The organism is Photobacterium kishitanii (assembly GCF_000613045.3).
In the GTDB taxonomy this organism is placed as follows: domain Bacteria; phylum Pseudomonadota; class Gammaproteobacteria; order Enterobacterales; family Vibrionaceae; genus Photobacterium; species Photobacterium kishitanii.
Genome location: NZ_LN794353.1, coordinates 1,218,343 through 1,242,480 on the forward strand (window position 1 = coordinate 1,218,343; position 24,138 = coordinate 1,242,480).

Here is a 24,138-nt window from a genome sequence, read left to right on the forward strand (position 1 = left end):
TATCACTCTTATATTGTCTTATTTGTTTTTAAATTTCAGTAATAAATTTTATTTTACTGAAAATAATTCCCATGGTTCTTCTTTGTCTAATAAAAGGATGGTATTTATTGATTCTGAATTATCAGAAAAATCTTATTTTAAAGAAAATGGAATAGTCGTCCATGAAATATCTAATTTTGATCAATTGCTCGATAAAATAACAAAAGAAAGTAATGTTACTGTGATAGATATTTTTATTCATAGTGATAAACAAAAAATAATTATCGGACAAGATATAATAACGATAGATAATATTGAACGTTATCAACCAAAACTTAATAAATTCGGTCAATATTTACCAGCTGATGCCCATATCAATTTATTAGGTTGTGATATTGCCAAGACACTGGAAGGTAAAGCGTTAATTGATTTATTTGCAAAATACACGGGGGTGACTGTCGCCGCGTCTGATGATAAAACCGGTCTTACTGAATTAGGTGGTGATTGGGATTTAGAATATGTAACTCATATGTCAGTATTAAAATTATCACAAGTTCCGCTTTTTTATCAATCATATCCGGCAATTCTTTCTCACGATGCCAGTTATATTCATCCTACGAAAATTGATCCTAGTACCACTGATACTGATGGTGATGGTGTTATGGATGATGTGGATGTCGATGATGATAATGACGGTATTTTAGATACCATTGAGCGTGATGCATTTTGTGTTGCAGCTGGAACAAATTATATTGGTCCTGCTTATTTTTCACATGTAGATATCGAAAATGTAGCGGCTACACCTTATGGTCAACCTAAGCCTTATGAGTGGGTTGATGGTAATCCTTCATCGGGTTGGCAACCATTCACTTGGACTGATCAGAGTCTTCCTATTAAATTTACCTTCAATTTAGTGGCACCTTTAGCGGCAGATGGCTTTTCTTTAGCGAATGACTACGGTGCTCATGGTGACGGTGTATACAATGGTGATGGTATTAAGGAAGCCAAGATCTCGTTATATAATAGCAATGACGATTTATTAGGTACTGAAACTTTCACGCCCTTGTATACCACTTCAAATGTGACAAAACAGTATACTTTTAGTCAGCTGTATACAGATATTGCGTATTTTATTATTGAAGCACCGTGGAAAGGACCTGGTACTGGTGGTGCTGCTCCTTATTATCAAGTCCGTGAAGTTGGGTTATTTACAGCCTCTGATTATTGTGCTCAATATGATACTGATGGTGATGGGCTCCCTGATCATGTTGATTTAGATTCTGATAATGATGGCATACCAGATAACTTAGAAGCGCAACCAACCAATAGTTACATCCCTCCCAGTGGTATTTATGATGCTAACGGGCTTGATACCGCTTATGCTGGTGGGCTTACTCCAGAAAATACTGATGGCATTGATGAGCCTGATTGGCGTGATTTAGATACCGATAACGATTTAGGTTCGGATGAGAGTGAATCTGCGGTGTCGATAACACACAATGATTTAAATCATGATGGTATTGATGACAATATATTACCCCCGCCAGCCCCCGGCGTTTGGGGGCCTGGTATTGTTAATTTAACGGTTAATACTTCCGCAGATTTTCTTGCGTTTTATCCTCAAGCTGCAACTGTGTCAGAAGTCCTTTGGCGAACAGATGCTTACCCTGCCGCTGATTATGGTGATGCGCCCGATACATCAGCGTTAGCTGCTATGAATAATTATCAGACCAAGGAATCTAACCTCGGCCCAGCTCACCTTATTGATCCTCATTTATATATTGGTACAACGCCTGCCGATATTGATAGTGGCTTATTGCAAGATCTAAATGCAATTTCTGATGACAGTGATGGAACGGATGATGAAGGCGGTATGACATTAATACCTATTCAAATTGCGTCAACTGATTATAAAATTTATATTCCTACGACTAATAATACTGGATCGACAGCAACATTAGTGGGGTGGATTGATTTTAATCGAAATGGACAATTTGAAGATAGTGAAGGGCAATTAGTTCAAATCCCATCGGGAGTGACACAAGTTAATACTGAACTTGAGTGGGATAATATTTCGCCAAGTAATAGTACTCATTTATTTATGCGTTTACGCTTAATTAATCGAGTTATCACTAATATTACTGATGTATCGTCGCTAGGTTTTGATGGATCAGGGGAAGTAGAAGATCACTTAATTGTAATAAATGATATTGACTTAGGGGATGCGCCTGATAGCTATGGTATTGATCCGTCATTGGGTGGTGCATATCACTTAATTAATAACACTGCGAATTTATATCTGGGTAATTCAACGATTGATAATGACACTTCAGATCAAGCGTCAAATGATGCATTGGGTGATGATAATAGTGGCAGTGATGATGAAAATGCACTGACATCGATGTTAACGCCTATTGCGTTGAATAGTACTTCGTATGCTGTTGAATTAACTGTACGTAATACCACCGGTAATCCTGCTTATTTAGTCGGTTGGATTGATGCTAATCGCAATGGCACGTTTGATGCGATTGAAGGGCAAGTTGTTACGATAACCACAGGACAAAACGGCGCTTATACCTATACCTTTAATAATAATCAGCTACGTTATCTAACGGCGGGTAATAGCTATTTACGTTTTCGTTTATCCACTGATCCACTAACGGTTATTAATAGTAATGGTGCAGCCAGTGATGGTGAAGTTGAGGATTATGCTGTATTGCTTGGTAGTATTGATTTAGGCGATTTACCTGATATCAACAATAATACTGGTGTCGGTAATTATCAAACTGATTTGGGTAATAATGGCGCACATCACAGTACTGATGGATTACCGACAATATATTTAGGTAGCCAATCCCCCGATGCTGATAATGTTTCTTTACAATCGACCAATGCTGATGGTGACAACCTTGATGGTATCAATGATGAAGATGGCTTACTGTCACCAATATTACCAGTACTAAGTAATGGTGCGGGCTATCAAGCCAATATATCTGTTACTAATAATTCAACCAAAAATGCTTATTTATATGCTTGGATTGATTGGGATCGTGATGGTGCCTTTGAACCTGATGAGCTGATTCAACAAGCTGTTACCTTACCTAATAATGTTCAATTGATACCTGCGAGTAGTGGAACTAAAACCTATACCTTAAGTTGGATTAATGATGTCGCGACATCTAATGGTATCAAATATGGTGTGCGCTTACGTCTGACTACCGAGGTATTAATTGATGATACAGGTACGACATTCGATGAGCGTTCGCTTGGTTTTGCTGCTAATGGTGAGGTTGAAGATTATTTATTATCAGCGACGAATAAAATTGATTTAGGTGATGCGCCAGATACTTATCAGACAACTATAGTCAATAATGGTCCAACACATACTTATTCCAATGGGTTATATTTAGGTGCAAATAATATTGATTCAGAATACAGTGTTGTGCCTAATCCTAATGCCACTACTGATGATGATACTGTTACGGATGATGAAACGGGTATTACTAAGCCATTAGCTTTTTATGATGCGCTTAATACAAGTTATAGCGTTGATATTACAGCAAATAACTCTTCTGGTTCAATGGCAACACTCGTCGCATGGTTAGACATTAATGGCGATGGTCAATTTAGTAGTAACGAAGTAGTTGATAACATTAATGGACTCCCGTTTACAAATTCTCCTTTCAACCCTAATAATTATCCTTCAGGTAGTAACAATCTCACCAATAAAATTACCTTAACTTGGAATAATATTACTTCATTGACTACCGGTCCTGTTGCGTTACGGGTGCGTCTTGCGAATACCTCGTTAACAGCAAATGCATGGTTTGGTCATGCCAATGGTGGTGAAGTTGAAGATTATATGGTGCAAGTGCTAGGGGCTGATTATGGTGATGCCCCCGTAAGTTTTGGTAGTGCCTCACATTTAGCCAGTAGTAATGATATTAAGCTCGGTGTGTTATTAGATTTAGACTCTGGTAATTGGGGCGATGGCATTGATGATAATAGTAATGCTACAGATGATGATACATCTAACGATCCAATTGCCGGAGTTGATGATGAAGATGGCATAGGATCTCTGCCAAGTCTTAACGCTGATGATAATAGTCTCAATGTCGATATTAGTGTGACGAATAATCATAGTGCACCAGCAACTTTATATATGTGGTTTGATAGTGATGGCAATGGCACTTTTGATGTTGATGAGTTGGAAACAGCCACAGTAGCAGCTAGCTCTGGTACTAATAATCAAACAATTATATGGAATAGCATTTTCCCTAAATATGGTACTCGCTATATTAGAGCACGGATCACCTCAGATAATTTAACCACGACAGCAACGGGTAGCGATCCTGATCCTCGCGCAATTGTTCAAGCGAATGATGGTGAAGTGGAGGATTATCAATTACCCGTGATTTATACCCATCCAAGTATTACTACACCAACAACGACGGATACGGACTTAGATGGTGTGACTGATGATATTGATATTGATGATGATAATGACGGTATTTTAGATGTCGATGAGATGAATAACGATCCTAATTATCTGTATGTTGATTATTTTGAAGCCGTTAATCCAAGCGATCCTAATCAGTGTCCATTAGTTAAACATACTGGTGATGGTAATTATGGTTCTCCAGCTCATGTCGGTGGTGTTGGTGATTCAAATCCATCAGGTAGCCCATTAGCATGTGCAGAGCAGCATGGTATGGGCAGTTCAGGTCATTCACAAGTTAATAATATGTGGAGAAATTATGGCGGAAGTTGTTCGAGCGGGCGTTTTTATGGTTATCTCACGCTGTGTAATGAGTTTGATACGACCAGTACACGTTGTCCACCACCTAGTGGCGGTGGTGCACACGCCTTTAATAATAATTTCTATCGAGTATTAAATAGTTATTTACCGACGGTAACGCTACAAGCTGGAGTTACTTATCAATTACGAGCGTTAATGTCCCAAGGTGTGATGACTAAAACACAGGGAGTGATAAATGGTACCGCGATTAATCCGAATGAAACTATTATCGGAGGTGAGAATTACTATACCTTTGATTATACGCCGACAGTAAATGAGCCTTTATCAATGCTGGCCATTAAAAATAATTTTGTGGCGAGTGGCAGTAATAATAGTGGCGGTGGTAATGATTATGCATTGTGTGGTGTTGATTTTGCAATTAAGGACTATGTGGCAGTCATTGACACTGATCTTGATGGTATTCCGGATCATCTTGATTTAGATAGTGATAATGATGGCATTCCCGATAATATTGAGGCGCAAACGACGGCTGGATACGTTCAACCTAATCCTGATTCAAATGGAACCTATGCCGCTAATGATGGTTTAAATAGTGCTTATATTACAGCTACCTATGGCCAAAATGGTATTACGCCAAACAATAATGACGCGATAGATGAGCCAGATTGGCGCGATACTGATTCTGATAATACTGAAACGAATGATACAGAGGAGGCTGGCTTAACTTCTGTCCTATCGGGAGTCGATAGTAATTTAGATGGTATTGATGATGCCGTTCTTCCACCTGTTTCTGGTGTGTGGGGACCAATGAATGCCAATATTAGTAACCCACTAAGTCATTATCCTGATAACGGTACAGAAATGCTGTGGCGCTCTTCTAATGGCCGTGATTATGGCGATGCGCCTACCACTTATGGTGAAGCTTCTCATGATTTACGGTTAGGATTAGCACAAGTTTATTTAGGTGCGACGCAACCCGATAAAGACAGTGGGTCTTGGGGAGATGGTATCGATGACAATACGAATGCCAGTGATGATGACACTATCGATGATCCAAGTGGTGGTATTGATGATGAAGATGGCTTAACCATACGACCACATTTAACGGAAGGTGATACAGCGGCTTTATTTACTGTTAATGCAACGAATAGTACAACTGATCCTGCAACGCTAATAGCATGGTTTGATAGTGATAAAAATGGCATATTTGATGCTGATGAAGCGCAAATAGTGACAGTAAACAGCGGCGAATTAAATAAAGCAGTAATACTTACGTTCCCAACATCGGCACTTACCGTTGGTGACCATTATTTACGAATTCGTATCACAACAGATAATTTAACGGTGATTAATGCTAGCAATGATGTTAGTGATGGTGAAGTTGAAGATCATTTAGTTATTGTGGCACCAATAGCAACGGCTGCTCATGATGGTGGTGATGCACCTGATACTTATTTAACGACTTATAGTAGTGGCGGCCCATATCATACACACAGTGCACAATTGTATTTAGGGGCAAATAACGTTGATGGTGAAGATGCTATAGCGAGTGTATCAGCTAATGCGGATGATAATTTAGTTAATAGTGATGAAGAAGGCTTAACGCTTGTTGCCATGAACAGTGGTGATACTAATTACACTCTCACGGCCAATGTATTTAATAATACAGGTAATGATGCTCAATTAATCGTTTGGATTGATTGGGATCGCAGCGGTACTTTTGAGGCTAGTGAAGCGCAACTTCAAGATGGCTTAGTCAGTAATAATACTGTGTCAAATACCGTCTTAAATTGGACTGGAATTACCCCGGCTATATCTGGTGGACGCTATATTATTCGCGCACGATTAATGCCTACCAGTGATGGTCTAACGGTTGCGGATGTCGGTGGTTATGCCTCTAATGGAGAGGTTGAAGATCATCTGTTGTATGTTAAAGATGCTGATTATGGTGATGCTCCTGCTAGTTATGGTAGTGCATCACATAATATTGGGATTCATACGATTCAACTTGGTACAGTTGTTGATTTAGATGCAGGTGATTGGGGTAATGGCATTGATGATAATGGCGATGCTAGTGATGATGATGCCATTGGCGATCCGATTAACGGTGTGGATGATGAAGATGGTATTGCGACTTTACCTGATATTGAGGTAGGCAGTGATAATTCTTATAGCTTGACGATTGATGTTAATAATTCTCACCCAACATTAGATGCTTCTTTACATGTATGGCTAGACAGTGATGGCAGTGGTACGTTTGATGTTGATGAATATCAGACAGCGATGATTGTTGCCGCAACTGGCGTTACCTCAGAAAATATTATGTGGTCTGGATTAAGTGGGATGACAGCAGGCACACGCTATGTCCGTGCTCGTATTACTACTGATAGTCTTACAACACTAGCAACAGGTAGTAATCCTGATACACGTGCAATTGGTTTGGCAACGGATGGTGAAGTAGAAGATTATGCCATCACATTCAATTACATACATCCAAGTTCTACATCATCAAGTACAACGGATACTGATAAAGATGGTGTGATGGATGATATTGATATTGATGATGATAATGATGGCATTACTGATTGTAATGAAATGCTCAATGCAACGGATCCTTTTGATGGTTCAGAATTTTTACAATACAGTGCGGTTAATTATGATATATCAAATGGTCTAAGTGATGTTGCTGCTTATCGTGTAAAAGCAGATACAACTTGGATATTAGGGACTTATCAAGCCAACCGTATTGTTGCAACAGGCGTATACGATAAAGTTGGCGCAACCCACCCAATGGATATTGTTTTAGGCGGGGGGACAACACAATATGCTAAAAATATTGTTGATACCACCGTTGGGTTAACCAATATTGTTTATCAGAATGGGTTTAGTTCAGGGAATGGGCCTGATTCGAATGTATTCAGGTTTACAACGACGATACCAAATAATATGGCAGGAAATTATAATTTCCGCTTGAGTAGTACTGATGAAGATAATGCGATTGCAGTTAATGGGGTAGTGATTGGCCATGGTGGTTCTAATTATTCAGGTTCTAACACCATTGATGTTCCAGTTACGTTGGCAGCTGGTGATGAATTAGTTATTGCATATAGAAATATTTATCCGGTTCATCAAAACGGTAATGTTTTTGTTACCTCAACGGTACAACTATGTGTGCCTATCGACACCGATAAGGATTCGATTCCAGATCACCTTGATCTAGATAGTGATAATGATGGCATTCCTGATAATCTTGAGGCTCAAGCAACTGCAAATTATATTCAGCCAAGTAATGAGAGCCATCTTATTACAGATCTTGATCAAGATGGCTTAGATGATGTTTATGATGCTGATACCTCTGATATGGACGAGACGGTTAGTGCAGGTCTTACACCCGTTAATACCGATAGTTCAGATAATGCAGATTGGCTAGATTCTGATTCTGATAATACAGAAACAGACGATACTACAGAGGCTAGTTTTTCCTTATCAGGTACTGATAGTAATTTTGATGGCATTGATGACGCAATCCTTCCACCACCACCCGCAACTGAATGGGGGCGTGTTAATTTTGTTGTTAATACAATAATTACTTCATCAACTGATTTTCTTAATCGTTACCCTTCCAATAATGGCGTAGAAGTCGATTGGCGTGCCTCACTAATGCCCGATTACGGTGATGCACCAGCACCTTATCAAGATGTGAGTCATACAACTTCATTAGCTGCTAAGCAGACTTATTTAGGTACAGTTAAACCTGATGGCGATAGTGGTTCATGGGGCGATGGTTCAGATATCTCATTTATTGCAAGAGATGACGATACTTGGGGTGATCCTGCTGGTGGAGTAGATGATGAAGATGGTATTGCCTTTGTTAAACTTGATGCTACTGATGTGACTTATAGCGTTGATGCGATGGTTACCAATACATTAGGTGTTGATAGTTATCTATATGCATGGGTTGATTGGGATAAAAATAATCGTTTCGATAAAGATGAGTTTATTGATGGTGGGGTGATTACTATCATCGATGGGACTAGTACTCAATCACAACCGATGACATGGACATCACTATCAGGATTGAGTGATGGGAATTACTATTTACGTGTTCGTATCACTTCCGATGTATTAGCCGATACCGTAACTGGCAGTAATGAAGATCCGCGCTCTTACGGTTCTGCAACTAATGGTGAAGTGGAAGATCACCGTATTGTGGTCGGTGAAGTTGATTTTGGTGATGCACTCGATGAATATCAAACAGCCTTGGCAACCAACGGTGCCTATCATGTTGTTACTCCAACCTTATTCCTTGGTGATCAAGTCGCAGACGGTGAAACGGATGCGATCCCCGATATTCTCGCTCGTAGTGATGATGCCAATACCAGCCCAGATGATGAAGATGGTATTAATATCTTACGTCCTGTTGCGATAGGTGCTTCAGAGTACAGCACTATTATCGAAGCGACTAATAATAGCGGTATTGAGGCTAATCTATGGGCATGGGTTGATTTTAATCAAAATAATCAATTTGATAGTGGCGAAGCTCAATCGACTACAGTTCCAACTGGAACGAATCAAGGCCAATTTACGCTGACTTGGACGGGACTCAGTGGTGTTACGCTTGCGCCGCACCGGATGAGTTATATGCGGGTACGTCTAACAACAGATACATTAACCAGTAGCGATTGGATGGGTGGTGCCAGTGATGGTGAAGTAGAAGATTATCTATTAGCGATTGGGCTTGGTGACTTAGGCGATGCCCCCGATAGTTATGGTACTGATCGAGTCGATCTCAACGGTGAAGGTGTAGGGCCACTTCATATTGTTGAAGTAACTCCTGTTGTCTATTTAGGTGCTATTGCACCTGATGATGAAGCTAATGGCTTTGTTGATGGTATCGATAATACGGGTAAAGCTACTGATGATGACGTCGCAGGGGTCAATGATGATGAAGATGGGGTGACGATTCCAACAATTATAACCGCTCAACCAAGCGTCCCTGTTCAGTTAATTACTCGAGTACATACTGATGCTAACGCAACCTTATATGGTTGGATTGATTTTAATCGTAATGGTGTATTTGATGCTGCAACAGAAGCAGCCACGCCTATTTCATTAATTGCTGCTGACGACGATACAGATCAAGCCTTAACCTTTACCGTACCAAGTGATGTTGTTCCCGGTATTAGTTATTTACGGGTACGTATTTGTCGTGATAGCACCAATTGTTCAACGCCACATGGTTTAGCTAATGATGGTGAAATTGAAGATTATCAACTGACGTTAGAGGTTGAATATGATTATGGTGATGCGCCAGAAAGTGCAGGCTTTAATACCCTAGCGGCTAATAATGGACCACGTCATGCAACGGGCAGTCCATATATTTATTTGGGTGCTGTTGTTGCTGATGTTGATATTGATGGTTTTGGTAGCGGTATTGATAATACTGGTAACGCTACTGGTGATGATATCGAAGGGGTTCCAGATGATGAAGATGCCTTTACGACGGCACCAATGTATACCAGAGGTAGTGGCACGTTAACGCTTGATGTGATGTGTAATGATCATGATGGCACTACTGATTTAGGATCGGTGGTATACGGTTGGGTTGATTTTAATGTTGATGGTGATTTATCCGGTAGTGGTGAGTTTATTTCTGCACCTTGTAATGATGTTGATGCCATATCTAACGGTTCTGCAACGCTCAATTTTACTGTTGCTGATGATAGCGGTTTTGGAGAAATGTATGTTCGCTTGCGGATTACTACAGAGACTTTGTTACAAAGCGATATTGATACTCAAGCACCGAATGGTGAAATAGAAGATCATGCCATATCAACGAAAGATTATGGTGATGCACCGATGACGTATGTTGCTGGTGGAATGGCAAGCCACTATGTACGTGCAAATTATATAGGAACGTCTGTTGATGTTGACTCAACACATTACACCACACCTGATGGTGATAATTTAGCAGTTGGGAGTGGTGGTAATGGCGATGATGAAACAGGCTCTACTATTAAGTTGTATAACCAAATCCAAAGTACGGGTTTAAATATGGCGGGGTCGAATATTGAATTAGATGCGACCCATGATGGCTATATCTCTGTCTGGATTGACTGGAATAACGATGGTGACTGGAACGATAGTGGCGAACAATCAATTAATGATATGGCAGTAACTGCGGGTAATAATATTTTACCTATTCCTACATCCAGTTCAGCCACAGGGACTAATTTTTGGACGCGAACGCGTTATTGTACGAATAGCAGTGATTGTAATACGGTTACTGGAGTAGCAAATGATGGTGAAGTGGAAGATCACCGTATTGCACTGACAGATCTGAGTTGCCTACCATTAGGTTCACAGTTCCGCATCGTAACAGGCGCTAATTCATATGTGGATAATAGCACTAATGAAATTATTATTACCCCTGATGCAAATAGTCAACGTGGTGGTTTTTGGACGACAGATAAATTTGATTTAGCATCAGCATTTAGAGTCCGTTTTGGTATTTATCTTGGTAGTAACGACGCTGGTGCTGATGGGGTCACTTTTACTATGCAGAATGATCCTGCAGGTAATCAAGCATTAGGTGTATTAGGGGGAGGACTCGGCTCTCAAGGGTTAGATCCTGCCGTTACGATTGATTTTGATACTTATCCAAATGGACCATTTTCATCTTATCTTGATATTTCAAATGATCACACCGCTATTTATGATCCTGCTGCCTTACCATTTACTCGAATCGGAGCAACAACGTATGATTTGGGTAATATTGAGGATGGTCAATATCATGAAGTTATTCTTGATTGGGATCCGACTACAAACATATTCACTTATTACTTTGACGGCATGTTAAAAGAGACCTTGACCCGTGATTTCATTAATCTTGATTTTAATGGTGATAGTAATGTTTATTATGGCTTTACTGGCGCGACGGGAGGGGCTAAGAATCTTCAGAAAGTATGTATTTTAGAGCAAACTATTACATTTAGTGAGTATGACTATGGCGATGCACCTGATGGTGCGGCGGGTACAACGACTGCCGACTATAACACTCGTAACGATGATAATGGTGCAGCGCACTTACGTTATGATTTTGATGAAAATAACCAAGTTGATATTACGCTAGGTACCGAATGGGATACTGATGATGGTACTTTACAAGATTCATCTGCCACTGCCGATGATGTAACCAATACCCCCAATGATGAAGATGGTGTCACGTTGAATACGACGATGAAACCAGGTACTAATGAAAATATCACGATCTCGACCACGCTAGATCCTGGCTCTGATTTAACCACTGTTAATGTTTATGCTTGGATAGATTGGAATCGTAATGGTGATTGGAGTGATGCTGGAGAGCAGATTGTTAGTGCCGCTGCGGTTACGGCGAACACCGGATTAACCTATCCAGTGACGGTACCACCAGGTGCTAGCATGGGTTATACCTATATGCGGGTACGTGTTTGTTCTAGTACTGAATGTAATACCCCTGTAGGCGAAGCGCCAAATGGTGAAGTGGAAGATTATAAAATCTTTGTTTCAGATCTCGTGACGACCAGTACTTGTGATAAGTTTTATGTCACAAAAGCGGTTACTGACCCTAATTATACTTATGCCTCGGTAACACCCGTCCCACCTTTAAGCTTTAACTTCAATAATATAAAAACAGGTGTGACTTATACTGGATTGAATTCATTGGCGATTAATCGCGATACCGGTATTTTATACATGACTTATCGTAATGGCGCTGGCAAATTAGCCCTATTAGCGACTGATACATTAGGCACTAATTTTATTCCATTAGGTGTGGTGCGCTCAGCAGGTTCATATACTTTACGTCATATCAGTAATGGTAATTCACGAACAGTTAATGCTGGTGATACATTGGCATTATTAGAAGGATTTATTATTCAGAATACATTCTTTGCTCCAAATACGGGCTCATTATCCCGTGATGGTACTAAATATTATATTACGCATAGTACATGGGATAGTTATTTAGTGATTGATTTAGCCAGTATGACTTTTGAGGCTAAACCAACGCCTGCAGCGATGATCAATACCACGTCTGATGCATTACGTATAAGTGCCGATTGGGCTGTTTCTGAAATTGATGGCTTGATTTACGCCGCTGATATTACTGGTAATGCTTTTGATTATGGCTTTACGTTTATAGAAGCAGAGCCAACCACACCTAAATTGTATGCGCTAGATCCTGTTGCAAATACGGTTGTTGTAACTGATCTTATTTTCAATGGTAAAGCGCCGAATTTATGGAGCGGGGCTGTTGTGACAGATGATCTTAATCATTTATATGTTATGACTAATGGCGGAGATCATGACTCGAATCATAATGGTAGCTATGATCTCTTCGATCAGATGGGGCTTTATCGTATTAATATGATCACCAATCAAGCTTCGTATGTTGTCGGTAGTGGTGATGGCTTATTATCTCAACATGATGCCTCTGGTTGTATTGCCAGTGTTGATCGTGGCGATGCCCCTGAAACTTACGGTAAAGCAGGGCACCGTAATCGTGATGTAGCACTCAGTGGTAGTCCTGATTTAATTCTAGGAACGCGTTGGGATCCAGATATTCATGACTTCTTCAGTGATGATGCCACAGGCGATAATATAACGGGTGAGGATGATGAAGAAGGTGTTGCGATGCCAGCCGATATTATTGTCTCAACCGCAACTGTTATCCCGATTACAATCAGTGATATGACGGGTAGTGGCGGTCGGTTAAATGTCTTTGTGGATTTAAATAATAACGGTGTCTTTACTGACCCTGGTGAATTAGTCCTTGATGATTATAGCGTTACCAATGGGGTGAATAATGTCCCAGTGACCCTGAATGCGGCATATACCAATGGTTATAATGGCGATACCTTTATTCGATTCCGTCTGTGTGATACTGCTGATGTTTGTGATACTGCAACAGGGTTGGTTGATAATGGTGAAGTGGAAGATTACCAATTTAATTTGATCAACCAAATTGTACTGAATGGATTGGTATTTGAAGATAATGGTAAAGGTGGGGTCACAGCGCATGATGGCAAACAAGAAGGTGATGAGCGAGGACTCGCTAACTTTGTTGTTAATGCTATCTATAAAGGCACAGGTATTAGTGGTTATGTGACCAATCAAGTGATTACCTCGACCGTAACGGGAGGCGATGGTAATTATACCCTTGTTATACCGGTTGAATTAGCGGGTGAGCCGATTGAAGTGCAAGTGGTTAAACAAGCTGCGTGGGTTGATATTTCTGAATCAGATGTGACAGATCCGGCCTTGAATTTAGTCGGTAAAGTTATTAATAGCTCACTGACCGATAGTTTAATGCTAGTCACGGCGACAGCGGGTGATTACTTAACGAATATTGATTTTGGTAAAGTAACCGTTCCAACGTTAGAGCCGGATAACTACACGGAAACAGAGCCGGGTTTAGCGGTGCTGTTTAGTCATAAGTTTGATGTTGATACTAGCGGTGATGTTAGCTTTAGTATTAGCGATCAACAAGCGTCACCAGCAGGTTATCCATGGAATGAGATATTGTATTTTGATGCCAATTGTAATGGCGAATTAGATGCTGGTGTGGATGGCTTTGTGACCAATCCAACAGCGGTTAATGCTGATACCAATACCCAAGTGTGTGTATTAGTGAAAGTGATAGTACCGGATAATGTGCCATTACATGCGGTGTATAATTATCAACTTAATGCCGATTTAGCCTTTGCCAATACCAGCGAAACCCGCCGAGTGAGTGATGTGGATACGATTAAAGTAAGTTTCCACGGTGCGGGTGAACTTGAAATAGAGAAAGCGGTGAAGAATATCACTACCAATGGTACTGAAGGCCGCAGTAATCAAGCGATACCGGGTGATGAGCTAGAATATAAAATTTACTTTATCAACAATGGTTCAGGCCCAATTACTGCGATTAAGCTTTATGATGCAGTACCAGAGTACAGTTATTTATCTCAAGTTATTGGTTGTACATCACCAGAGACATTATTGCCATCAAGTATAGTGAGTTGCTCAATCATAACGACTGATGGTACTAATGCCATGAGTTATGAGGGTGGTATAGAATGGCAATTAGGGGGTACGTTAGCACCTGGTGAAAGTGGTTATGTAACCTATCGAGTAATAGTGAAATAAAAATTTAATTAATTTTAAAATGATTTATTTAAATTGATTAAAATCATGGCTTTGATATAAGTGGATTAGGTGGTAATAATGTTTTTTAATATTATTAAGATATGATTTACTCATTATTGTTTTGATTTTAATAATTGAAACATTGGGTGTGTGCTATTTTAAATAAGAGATAAAGATTTATTTTTAACACATGCTGTCTGTGGTTTCTGGTCGTATTATATACCAATATATAAATGATAATTATAATTTTTAGGTTGGCGAGCTATTAATTTTGTTGAATGTGTTATTTTTAATAAACAGCGTAATTATTACTTAATATATAAATACAAGTTTATTTCCTATTTAGATATCAATTGTATCTAACAAAAATAAATATGGAATTTCGGTATGTCATATTGTTATGCTTTATTTTGTAATTTTACTATTTTTTTATCGATAGTTTTTTCTGCTTCTATCTTTGCTACAGCAGAAGAGTACGATTTTGGTGATGCAATTGATGATGGAAATAATACTACTCCATCAACATTACTTACAAATGATGGCGCTCGCCATAAATATATCCCCGGCGGAACAGTTACTGATGTTGTAGTTAATAGTAACTTATTACCTGCTGTTGATGGCATTACTTGGACATATGAGAATATGCCAAATAATAGTAATGCGAATGGTGCTAATAAAAATGATATGCTTGTTATTAATAATAATTTACTGGCGCAAGGAGCAAGTTATTCAGGTGGTGACGGGTATGATAGATTAGTTCTTGGGCACGACCAAAGCTACTATATTGTTGTATCTCAAGGTACGCATGCATGGCGTGTAACATGGCCTAATAATAAATATTTAAACTTAAATAATGTTGAAGAAATATTATTTGGGAACGTAACAAATCAAGTTGAAAGTCCTGTCTATTTAGGAACAATAAAACCCGATACAGAAGCCGGTAATTATCAATCCTTAACGGCTGATCTTGACGATACAAATAATGGCTCACATAGCTCAGGCAGTAATGATGAAGATGCCTATCAAAATACAACGCATTCTATTCCAACAGATAGCTTTTCTCTCTCAGTGCCTTGTAATGATCATGATGGTACTCAAGATCTGGGGGCAACTGTTTATGCATGGGTAGATTTTAATAGTAATCAACAGTTTGAAGCAATTGAGTATGCACTGGCCGATTGTGTTGATAATAATGATAGCTCAAATGGTTCCGCAGCGCTTAGTTGGACTGGTTTATCTGGTGTCACTAATGGCGATCAACTGCTACGACTACGAATAACAACGGATACTTTGCCAGTTGATGATGGTGCTACAGCTTGGGATGAGCGTGCTACTGGTGCTGCTAATGATGGTGAAGTTGAGGATCATATTTTAACCATTATTGATGTTCCAACTATCGATGAGGATGAAGGTGATCCTTCTCTTCTTGATTTTGGTGATGCGCCTAATACTTATGGTACTGATGATGCTTCAAACGGTGCTAAACATGAGATTTCAGCCAATTTATACATTGGTGCTACATTGCCTGATGATGAAACTGACGGTCAGCCAACAGCAAATGCCGATGGTGATGATGTAAACGGTGATGATGAGGATACTTTAACGCTTCCTGTACTTTCTCCTTCAATGAAAACATGGTCATTAGATGTACCTGTAACTAATACTACTGGCAGCCCTGCAACTTTATATGCATGGGTAGATCATGATTTAGATGGGCAATTTCAAGCGGATGAAATGGCCTCTGTGACTGTATCTAATGGTACGAACAATGCCAACGTGACGCTGAATTGGACTAATTTATCGGGTAGTGATGGTGGTGACGTTGGTGATTCTGTGATCCGATTGCGTTTAACTAGCGATGATTTAGATGTTACGCAATCTGATAATGCAGCTACAACCAATGTTGATGAAAGGGCGTTAGGTATGGCAAGTGATGGCGAAGTCGAAGATCACCATCATAAAGTCACGTTCCATTTATTGATTACTCAGGGTATTTCTGGAAAAGATCATAAAATAGGTGTGAGTGGTTCATCGGGTAATGATATTTACGCAATTTTTGAAGCGAAATTTGGTGTTGGTTATGTTACTCATGACGAAGTCGCACCTATTCAAGATTTAACAACGGAATTTACGTTAACAGACTACCAAACCATTTTATTTAAACATTTTAAAAATGCTGCGGGTACGCCTGAGTATGATACGAGCGACGAAATGGATGCATTAATCGCTTATCGTAATCAAGGTGGGATCTTACAGGTAACGACAGAAGGTGGACGTTTAGCTGATAATTATGAATATATACATTCATATATTGTTAATCGAATGGGATACCCAGGAGCAATAACAAACGCTTATAACGCTTATTCTGGTCCATCAAATATGACTCGATTACATACACCTACAGCCTCTGCTGGAGGTCTGGCAGTACAAAATACGATTACTACAAGTGGAACAATGGCATCATTACGAGGCATTGATCATCGTAGTATTTTATATGCAACGACAGCTGTTTCTGATTCATGTTCTAATATAGATGCTGTTGTATGGCTCATTCCTTATAACCCGACATCAACAGGAGGATATGCATTTCCTAAATCGCAGGTAGGGCCATATCTTGCTACCAGTGAGCGTGTTCATTATTTTACTTGGCATTATGGTGTGAGTAATAGTGTTAATTACCAAGAGTTTGCAAATTTTGCTTATGATTATTATGAAGATTCAGCGGCATTCAATGCGCGTAATAATTGGCTCAATGATCCAAATAATCTGAATTCAACCTGTCCTACTACTGAATTAGATTTTGGTGATGCGCCTGATACTAATGCTGCTCAGTTGATGAATAACTATTCTACCGCCTATCAATTTAATGGCCCACATCATACTAATAATGGCGACGTGTATATCGGTACTTCCCCAACATTAGAAACAGATGCTTATGTTTCAACAATGGCTGATGGTGATGTCGATGATGGAGTAACTCTACCTCCTGCATTTAGTGGTGAAAATACTTATACTGTCACAGTCAACGCGACCAATAACAAATCAACACCAGCCAATCTAGTCGCGTGGTTTGATTTTAATCGTAATGGTCAATTTGAAGTGTCTGAGGGTATTTCTCAAGTAGTGTCACCGAATACTACATCACAAAATTATCCTCTTACCTTTAATTTGACAGGTTCTCTGGTTAATAACACCACTTATTATGCCCGTTTTAGGATCACCACTGATGCTATTGATACTAGCAGTGAGCTCGGTGCTGCTAGCGATGGTGAAGTAGAAGATTACACCATAATGGTCGTTCAAAGTGGTATTTTCGATGGTGGTGATGCGCCAGAAAGTTATAAGACTACATTTGCTGTCGGTGGTCCCTATCATGAAAAAAGTACAACATTGTATTTGGGGAGTAATAATGTTGATGTAGAGACCGCAGTTGCTAGTGCATTAGCTGATGGGGATGATAACAGTGTTAATAATGATGAAGATGGACTCAGTGTAATCACTATCAATGCCGGTATGACTACTGCGAGCATAACCGCCCAAGTGTTTAATAATACGGGAGCTAATGCACAATTAGTTGTATGGGTAGATTGGGATAAAAGCGGTACCTTTGAAGCCAGTGAAGCCCAAGAACAAAATAGTCTTTCCAGCAACAATACCCTTACTGATATCACCTTAAATTGGGCGGGTTTAACACCGATTACTGGTGGTAATTACTTCATTCGTGCCCGTTTAATGCCAAGTGCTGATGGTGTAACTACTAGTGATATTGGGGGCTATGCAAGTGATGGTGAAGTGGAAGATCATTTGTATATAGTGACAGATACGGACTACGGTGATGCACCAACCAGTTATGGCAGCGCTTCACATTTTTTAAATTCTGAAACAGTGCAATTAGGTGCCACCATTGATTATGATGCAGGCAATTGGGGCGATGGCACTGACAACAATGCTAATGCCACTGATGATGATACTGTTGATGATCCTACTGGTGGTGTCGATGACGAAGACGGTATTGCTTCACTGCCTGATGTAGATGTGGCTACTGATACTTCTTATACTTTAGCCGTTGATGTCAATAATTCTCACCCAACTAATACAGCAACCCTTCATGTATGGTTTGATTCTGATGGCAACGGCAGCTTTGATGTCGATGAATACCAAACTGCGACTATTCCTGCCAATACTGGTGCGACTACCGAAAATATCACTTGGAATGGCTTAACAGGGTTAAGCACTGGCATCCGTTATGTACGAGCTCGAATTACTACTGATACTTTAACAACAGGTGCTACAGGGAGTGCTCCTGATACTCGAGCTACAGGGCTTGCTAGTGATGGTGAGGTCGAAGACTATCCTGTTAGCTTTACTTATGAACATCCGAGTATTGTCGATCCATCTACCACTGATACTGATAATGATGGCGTGATGGATGATATCGATGTCGATGATGACAACGATGGTATTTTGGATGTGGATGAAGGATTAATGTGCGGCGCTCCATCGATTGATGATATCGAATGTGCCGACGTGCAAGATTATAATTGGATCAATTGGACAACTATCAATGCAGCTGCGAATACCGCTGAAGGTACTTTAAATTTAAATGGTGAGATTATAAACGTCAATTATTCAGGTAGTGCAGAGAATATTTATAATCATAATTTTTTTAGTGACTCTAATGAATATTGCCCTGCCGCTTCAGGAATCACCTTTTTACGTACTTTAAATGCTGCAACTCATCAATTTACGTTTAGTAAGCCTATTATAAATCCAATTTTCCAAGTTTGGTCATTGGGAAGCGGTGGAACTGGTGTTCCTTATAACTTCCAACAAGATGTTAAGATATTGAAGCAAAATGGTAATTTAAGTCAGTCTGGAAATGTTATTACCGGCTTTGAAGGTGACGGTTCTATTCTTGGTGAAGGGGTTCTTTCTCAGATAAACTGGACAGGAACCTATGAAAACTGGACTGGAATAACGATAGCTGCAAGAGATTACCAAGAGTTAAACGGCTCTGGTGATCCTATTTGTAGTACTGTAGACACAGATAATGATTCCATTCCTGATCATCTTGACTTAGATAGTGATAATGATGGCATCCCTGATAACATCGAAGCCCAAACGACGGCAGGATATATCGTTCCTAATAATGATTTATCTGCTGATTACACCGCTAATAATGGTTTAAATACCGCTTACCTTACTACTAACGGCTTAACTCCAAATAATAATGACAGCACCGATGATCCTGATTGGCGCGATACTGATTCAGATAATACAGAAAATAACGATACCACTGAAGCAGGATTAACATTATCCGGCGTTGATACCAACTTTGATGGTATGGATGATGCGATTTTACCACCACCATCACCTACCGTTATATGGCAATCAGGGATTGTTAACTCTTCCACTGGCACCATTATGACTTCAACCAATGTTCTATTGAATTATTATCCTTCTCATAATGGTGTGGAAATGGACTGGAGGACGTCCTTAACACCTGATTTTGGTGATGCTCCATTACCTTATAAATCAGCTAGCCATAAAACATCACTTGCAGTAGAACAAACTTATTTGGGTACTGTACTACCAGATTTTGATACTGCTTCGTGGGGAGATGGTGTCGATACTAATGGCAATGCCACTGATGATGATACCGTTGGTGATCCAGCTGGTGGTATTGATGATGAAGACGGCGTGTTATTGCCCAATTTATTACTAAGTTCGACAAGTTATTCAATTAATGCCGTTGCAACCAATACGCTCGCCCCAGACAGTTATCTATATGCTTGGATTGATTGGGATAATAATAATAAATTTGATAAAGATGAATTTATTGATGGTGGTGTAATTACAGTCGTGAATGGGACGCTACAACAACCACAAGTATTGCTCTGGAGTACTTTACCGACGTTGGTTGATGGCAATGCTTATTATCTCAGAGTACGAATAACGACGGAGGCATTAGCGGATACAGTTACAGGTAGTACTGAAGATCCACGATCTTTCGGTGAAGTTAGTGATGGTGAGGTTGAAGATTATCGCATTATGGTCAGTCTGCTTGACTTTGGTGATGCGCCAGATATTGATGCAGGCACAGGTGTGGGCGATTATCAAACAACATTGATTGATGGCGGTGCTGCCCATAAAAAAGCAGATACTGACAGCGATAATCAAATTGATATTACTTTAGGGACCAATTGGGATGATGATAATGGAAGCTTGCAAGGCTTCCCAGCCAATGCTGATGATTTAGATGAAACGACCAATGATGAAGATGGGGTGACATTATCGTCTACAATGGAACCACCCGGTGGTAGTTTTGATTTAGATATTGTTATCACTAAAGATCCACAGTCTACGCTTAATGGACTACAACTGTACGCATGGATTGACTGGAATCGAGATGGTGATTGGGATGATACTGGTGAGCAGGTAATCAATAATCCAACGGCTACTGCAGGAAGCTCTAGTACTCCTATTAATGTTATTGGTGGAGCTGAGCTCGGTTATACCTATATTCGTGTCAGAGCTTGTTCAGCAGATACCAGCTGTAACACTCCAATTGGTGAAGCTGATGATGGAGAGGTTGAAGATCATCAATTCATGATTTCAGATTTAAACTTAGTCAACGTGTGTGATCAACTTTATGTCACCGAGTCTGCCGATGGTGGTAATAATTACACCTATTCAGCGGTCACTCCAGTTCAACCGCTGACGTTTGAATTTAATGCGATCCAAAATAACGTTTCTTATTTCCGATTAAATGCATTAGCGCTTGATAGAAATACCGGCATGATGTACGGCACGTATAATAGCAACGGTTATACGGAAGTGATGATGACTGATACTACGGGTACCAGCTTTAGCTCGCGAGGTCGAATTTTCTCTGATGGTAACTATAGTATTAGTGCACTTTCTGGAGGCACAGCAAACTTCTCTACAGGTACGGCTCTTCCCGCTACTATCGGAACGCTCTTTTTCCAACGTGGCCCTGTGAATATGGGTACCATGTCCCGTGATGGCACTAAATATTATGTTGCTAGTAGTGTATGGGATAGCCTGATTATTATTGATTTGCCAAGTATGACCTTTAGTGTTAAACAGCTGCCTGCTCAATTGGTTGGCGGAGCACCTAATGGTGCATTAAGGATTGGACCTGACTGGGCCGTTTCTGAAGTCGATGGTTTAATCTATGCGGTAGATCTTACGGGGAATGGCAATATTGGTACAGAGACAGAGCCAACAACTCCAACTCTTTATACTTATAATCCAGATACTAATGCTGTTACAACCACACCATTAAACTTTAATGGTGCTAAAGCGCCCAATTTTGCTACTGGCGCAGTGGCAACTGATGATATTAATCATTTATATGCATTTACATTAGCAGGTGATCACGACTCAACTGGGGATGGTTACTATGACATTAATAATGTCGTGGGTATGTACCGTATTAACTTAATTACTGCGGAGGCTTCTTTTGTAATACCAAGCACTATTCCATCGGTTAACTTTCATGATGCTGCTGGTTGTATTGCCAGTGTTGATAAAGGTGACGCGCCAGATACCTATGGACAAGTAGGGCACCGTAATGATGATGTAGATAAATCAGGCGCCCCTGACTTGATTTTAGGTACCCGTTGGGATCCAGATCTTCATGATTTTTATAGTAACGATGCAACGGGTGATGATCGTACAGGGGAAGATGATGAAGATGGTATTACTATGCCTGCCGATATTATTGTCGCTACGTCAACCACGATTCCTGTTTCCGTAACAGGTGGTAATGGCTTCCTAAGTGCATTTGTTGATCTCAACAATAACGGTGTATTTACTGATCCAGGTGAAAGAGTCCTCGATGACTTAGCTGTGAGTGCGGGGAATAATAATGTGGCACTGACATTAAGTGCAGGACCAACTGGCGGGTTTGATGGACTGACCTTCATCCGTTTCCGTTTATGTACCGTAAGCGATCTTTGTGATACGCCAACGGGTACTGTTGCTAATGGTGAGGTTGAGGACTACCAATTTAATTTAATCAATCAAATTGTTATCACTGGTACCGTGTTTGAAGATAATGGCTATCTTGGTGGTACTGCACATGATGGCTTTATTAATGGATCCGAAAAAGGCTTAGGTAACTTTACTGTTGAGCTTGTTTATAACGGCACTGGTATTACAGGTTACAACAATGGTGATGTGATCAATACCAAGATTACGACAGGGAAAGGCGATTATAGGTTTGTTGTTCCAGTCACATTCGCTGGAGAGCCATTATTAATTCGTGTTGTACCGCAGTCAAGATGGATTGATATCAGTGAAGGTGATGTCACGAGTATGCCACAAGTGACTAATACGAGTATCACTGATAGTGAAATGAGTATTATCGCTCAAGCTGGGGACAGTCTAACCGGATTAGATTTTGGTAAGGTTAGTGTACCAACATTAGAGCCGGATAATTATACAGAGACCGAGCCAGGCGTACCTGTGGTCTTTAGTCATAAATTCAATGTCAATACTGCAGGTGATGTTAGCTTTAGTATCGTTAATCCTCAAGCCTCGCCATTAAACAACAGTTGGAATCAAATCCTTTACCTTGATGATAACTGTAATGGCGAATTAGATGTGGGTGTTGATGGGCCAGTGACGAATCCAATTGCTGTGAGTGCAAATGGTACAACTCAAGTGTGTGTATTAGTAAAAGTGATAGTGCCTGAGAATGTACCATTACATGCGGTGTATAACTATCAACTTAATGCCGATATGGTGTTTAGCAGTAGCACGGTTACACGTCAACTGAGTGATGTTGATACCGTTAAAGTAAGTTTTAATGGCGCAGGGGAACTTGAAATAGAGAAAACAGTAAAAAATATCACCCAAGCTGATGGTGAAAGTCGCAGTAACCAAGCGTTACCAGGGGATGTCTTAGAGTATAAGGTTTACTTTATAAATAATGGCTCAGGTCCTATTGATACCGTTAGAATTTATGATGCAGTGCCAGAGTATAGTCAATTATCTCAAATCATTAGCTGTACATCACCAGCCACGTTACTGCCATCAAGCATTACAGCTTGTTCAATCATAACAGCTGATGGCGCAAATACTATGGGTTATGAGGGAGGTATTGAGTGGCAATTCGGGGGTACATTATTGCCCGCTGAAAGAGGCTATGTGACATATCGAGTGACGGTGAAATAGGTAGAAAAAGAGAAAGATCTGCA

The 24,138-nt window shown here is 40.0% G+C and carries 2 protein-coding genes; both read left to right on the forward strand.

Features of this window, described 5'->3' with window-relative positions; all coding sequences use genetic code 11:
- The first annotated feature begins 82 nt into the window (after positions 1 to 82).
- Positions 83 to 14,911 carry a GEVED domain-containing protein gene (locus PPBDW_RS20545; protein ID WP_181950658.1) on the forward strand — a complete coding sequence of 4,943 codons (14,829 nt, stop codon included), beginning with the start codon at positions 83 to 85 and terminating at the stop codon, positions 14,909 to 14,911.
- A 387-nt stretch (positions 14,912 to 15,298) separates the two neighbouring features.
- Positions 15,299 to 24,115, forward strand: a complete 8,817-nt coding sequence (locus PPBDW_RS20550) for a GEVED domain-containing protein (protein ID WP_036792246.1) — start codon at positions 15,299 to 15,301, stop codon at positions 24,113 to 24,115.
- Positions 24,116 to 24,138: the final 23 nt, after the last annotated feature.

Coding starts and splice junctions, on each gene's coding strand:
- PPBDW_RS20550 (WP_036792246.1), top strand. CDS start 15,299: ATGTCATATTGTTATGCTTTATTTTGTAATTTTACTATTTTTTTATCG.